Below are 4,934 nucleotides of genomic sequence, written 5' to 3' on the forward strand. Positions count from 1 at the left end.
TGGAGCTGCTGACCGAGGCCCGGCCGTGGGAGACCGACGGCAATCCCCGCCGCGCAGGTGTGTCGGCGTTCGGGATCAGCGGCACCAACGCCCACCTGATCCTGGCGGAACCGGCCGCGCCGCCCGCCGTGATCGAGAGGCCCGACGTCGAGGGTCCGCTGCCGTGGTTGGTCTCCGCGCGGTCGCCGCAGGCGCTGGCCGCGCAGACCGTCCGCCTGCACGATGTCGTCGCTGCCGAGCCGGAGTTGGATGCGGCGGCGGTGGCGTGGTCGTTGGCGACTGGTCGGGCGGCGTTGGAGCATCGTGCGGTGGTGCTGGCCGGTGGTCGGGACGGGTTCCTGGCTGGTTTGGGGGCGTCCGGCGGGTTGGACGTCGTGGTTTCGGATGCGGTTGTGGTGTCGGGTGTGGTGTCCGAGGGCGGCTTGGCGGTGCTGTTCACGGGGCAGGGTGCGCAGCGGGTGGGGATGGGTTTGCGGTTGGTCGACCGGTTCCCGGTGTTCGCGGAGGTGTTCGACGGGGTCTGTGCCCGCTTCGATCAGCTGTTGGATGTGCCGTTGCGGCAGGCGATCGATTCCGAGGCGGTCCATCGGACGGTTTATACCCAGGCGGGTTTGTTCGCGGTTGAGGTGGCGTTGTTCCGGCTGGTCGAGTCGTGGGGGGTCGTCCCGGACTTCCTGCTGGGGCATTCGATCGGTGAGGTCGCTGCCGCGCATGTGGCGGGGGTGTTGTCGCTGGATGACGCGGTCACCCTGGTGGCGGCGCGGGGTCGGTTGATGCAGGCGTTGCCGGCCGGTGGGGCGATGTTGGCGGTGCAGGCGTCCGAGGCCGAGGTGCGGGAGATCATTGCTGGCACGGGTGTGGATGTCGCCGCGGTGAACGGTCCGGCGTCGGTGGTGGTCTCCGGTCCGGCCGAGGTGGTGGAGGAGTTGGCGTCGCGGTTCGCCAAGGCGACACGGTTGGCGGTGTCGCACGCGTTCCACTCGGCGTTGATGGAGCCGATGCTGGCCGAGTTCGCCGCGGCGATCGGGCACATCGAGTTCGGCATGCCGCGGATCCCGATCGTGTCGAACCTGACCGGTGAGCCGGTGCAGGAGTTCACCGTGGACTACTGGGTGCGCCACGTGCGGGAGGCGGTGCGTTTCCACGACGGGATGACCTGGCTCGCGGAGCACGGGGTGACCCGGTGCCTGGAGGTCGGCCCGGCCGGTGTGCTGTCCGCGACGGCGGCGCCGGAGCTGACGTACGTGCCGGCGTTGCGCAGGGACCGCGACGACACCGACAGCCTGTTGCACGCGGTCGCGACGCTGTGGACCGCCGGCGTGCCTGTCGACTGGGCGGCGATCCTGCCCGCCGCGCCCCGCGTCGACCTGCCCACCTACGCCTTCCAGCGGGACCACTACTGGCTGACTCCCCTCGAACTGCCGACGACGACCGCCGACCCCGTCGAATCGGCGTTCTGGCAGGCGGTCGAGGACGACAACCTCGCCGACCTGCTGCACACCGACGTCCCGGCGTCGCTGAGCGCCGCGCTCGCCGACTGGCGCCGCGACCGGGTCGCGGCCACCGAGGTGGCGTCCTGGCGCTACGACGTCACCTGGCGCCCGATCACCGACGCCGCCGAGCCGGCCACCGGCACCTGGCTCGTCCTAGCCCCGATGGCCGGAACCGCCGAGGCGTTCCTCGGCGGCCTCGGCCTCGACCTCGTCGAACTGGTCGTGACGGGCGACGACCTGGCCCGGCAGCCGCTGGCCACCGCGCTCGCCGCGGTGGCGCACGACGTCGACGACCTGGCCGGCGTGGTGTCACTGCTCCCGGCCGGCTCACCGGCCGACGCCCACTACGGTTTCCTGACCACGGTGCAGGCCCTCGCCGACAGCGGCGTACCGGCCCGCCTCTGGTGGATCACCCGCGGCGCGGTGTCGATCGGCCGCTCCGACCCGCTGACCGATGTCGCCGGCTCGATGCTCTGGGGCGCCGGCCGGGTCGCGGCGCTGGAACTGCCGGAACTGTGGGGCGGCCTCGTCGACGTGCCGGCCGACACCGACGAACGGACCCGCCGGCGGGTGGTCCACCTCCTCGGCGGGGCCGAGGACCAGGTCGCCGTACGCGCCTCCGGCGTCTTCGTCCGCCGGCTGCGGCCCGCGGCGACCCCGTCACGACCACCGGCGCCGCGCACCTGGGACGGCGCGATCCTCGTCACCGGGGGCACCGGCGCGCTCGGCGGGCAGGTGGCCCGCTGGCTGGTCGGTCGGGGCGTACGGCGGCTGGTGCTGACCTCCCGGCGGGGCGCCGACGCGCCGGGTGCGGCCGAGTTGGTGGCCGACCTCGCGCCGGCGCAGGTGTCGGTGGTGGCCTGTGACGTCTCCGACCGCGCGCAGGTGGCCGACCTGCTGGCCGGCATCCCGGACCTGTGCGGCGTGGTGCACGCGGCCGGTGTCTCCGGCGTGGGCCTGCTCACCGAGACCGACGCGGACGACTTCGCCGAGATCGTCCGGGGCAAGGTCGCCGGCGCCGTGCACCTGGACGCGCTGACCGAGGGCCTCGACCTGTTCGTGGTGTTCTCCTCGATCTCCGGGGTGTGGGGCAGCGGCGGTCAGGCCGCCTACTCGGCCGGCAACGCGTTCCTGGACGGCCTGGTGCAGGCCCGCCGGGCCGCGGGCCGGGCCGGCACGGCGGTGGCCTGGGGCCCGTGGGCCGAGGCCGGCATGCTGGTTGCCGAGGCCGGCGCCGAGGACTACCTGCGCCGTCGCGGGCTGCGGCCGATGCCGCCGGCGCTGGCGATCCAGGCGCTCGCCGAGGCGGTCGACGCCGACGCCGGCTGCGTGACCGTCGCCGACGTCGACTGGCCGCAGTTCACCGCGCTCTTCACCGCCGGGCGGCCCAGCCCGTTCCTCGCCGACGTCGCTCCGGCGCAGGAGTCGACCGCCCCGCCCGGCCGGCCCGACTCCCCGTTCGCGGTCCTGACCGCGGCCGAGCGGCGCACCGCGCTGGTCGGCGCGGTGCGGGCCGCCGTCGCCGGGGTGCTCGGCTACGACACCGTCGAACGGATCGACCCCGGCAAGGCGTTCAAGGACCTCGGCATCGACTCGCTCACCGCGGTCGAGCTGCGCGACCGGCTACAGACGCTCACCGGCCTGACGCTGCCCGCCGGCCTGGTCTTCGACTATCCCAGCGCGATGCTGCTCGCCCGGCACCTCGACGGGCTCCTCGGCGGAGCCGCCGCCACCACGATCGCGGCCCCCACCACCGTCGCCGACGACGAGCCGATCGCCATCATCGCGATGAGTTGCCGCTTCCCCGGCGGCGTCCGCAGCCCCGAGGAACTCTGGCGGTTCGTGCTCCACGGCGGGGACGCCGTGGCCGACTTCCCCACCGACCGGGGCTGGACCACCGACACCTCCGGGCTGTACGCACCGCTCGGCGCGTTCGTCCACGATGCCGGCGACTTCGACGCCGACCTGTTCGGCATCGCCCCGCGAGAGGCGCTGGCGATGGACCCGCAACAGCGGCTCTTCCTCCAGGCGAGCTGGGAGGCGTTCGAGCGGGCCGGACTCGACCCGCTCGGGCTGGCCGGCAGCCGCACCGGTGTCTTCGCCGGCACCAACGGCCAGGACTACGCGGCGCTGCTGCTGCACAGCACCGTCGACAGCTACGTCAGCACCGGCAACGCCGCCGCGGTGCTGTCCGGTCGCACCTCGTACACGTTCGGGCTGGAAGGCCCCGCGGTCACCGTCGACACCGCCTGCTCCTCCTCGCTGGTGGCCCTGCACCTGGCGATGCAGGCGCTGCGTAACGGCGAGTGCGACCTGGCCCTGGCCGGCGGCGTCACCGTCATGGCGACGCCCGGCGCGTTCGCCGAGTTCGGCCGGCAGGACGGCCTGGCCGCCGACGGCCGCTGCAAGCCGTTCGCGCAGGCGGCCGACGGCACCGGCTGGGGCGAGGGCGTGGGCGTCCTGCTCGTCGAGCGGCTGGCCGACGCGCACCGCCACGGCCACCAGGTGCTGGCCGTCGTCCGCGGCTCCGCGGTGAACCAGGACGGCGCGTCGAACGGGCTGACCGCCCCCAACGGGCCCGCGCAGCAGCGGGTCATCCAGCAGGCGCTCGCCAGCGCCCGGCTGGACCCCGCGGACGTGGACGCCGTCGAGGCGCACGGCACCGGCACCCGGCTCGGTGACCCGATCGAGGCGCAGGCGCTGCTCGCCACGTACGGCCAGCACCGGGACCGGCCGCTCTGGCTGGGTTCGGTCAAGTCGAACATCGGCCACACCCAGGCCGCGGCCGGCGTGGCCGGCATCGTCAAGATGGTGATGGCGCTGCGCGCGGGGGTCCTGCCGCCGACGCTGCACGTCGACGAGCCGACCAACCACGTCGACTGGTCCGGCGGCGCCGTCGAGCTGCTCACCGAGGCCCGCGACTGGCAGCCGGGCGCGCACCCCCGCCGCGTCGGCGTCTCGTCCTTCGGCGTCAGCGGCACCAACGCCCACGTGATCATCGAGGAGGCGCCCGACCGGGAGCTGGCCGAGCGGCCGGCGGGCCAGGCGCGCGGCGTCGACGGGCCGGTGCCGTGGCTGGTGTCGGCGCGGTCGGCGGAGGCGTTGGCCGGGCAGCTCGACCGGTTGCGTGACACGGTGGGGGAGCTGGATCCGGCGGCGGTGGCGTGGTCGTTGGCGACCGGTCGGGCGGCGTTGGAGCACCGCGCGGTCCTGCTGGCCGGTGCGCGTGCGGACTTGCTGACCGGCCTGCACACGTCCACCGGGCAGGACGTCGCCGACCGGCAGGCGTCCGCCGGCCTGGAGGCTGGCGGCTTGGACGCTGCCGGGTCGGATGCTGCTGGTGCGTGGGCGGCGGCGGTGTCGGGTGTGGTGGTCGAGGGTGGTCTGGCGTTCCTGTTCACCGGTCAGGGTGCGCAGCGTGCCGGGATGGGTTTGCCGTTG

General features: G+C 74.4%; 1 protein-coding gene. It reads left to right on the forward strand.

Going from position 1 to position 4,934, the window contains the following annotated elements:
- On the forward strand, nt 1–4,934 hold a 4,934-nt coding region (locus AB0H28_RS29885; protein WP_358047441.1), incomplete at both ends, for an SDR family NAD(P)-dependent oxidoreductase.

It is taken from the genome of Micromonospora sp. NPDC050980, from assembly GCF_040653835.1.
Classification (GTDB): Bacteria; Actinomycetota; Actinomycetes; order Mycobacteriales; family Micromonosporaceae; genus Micromonospora.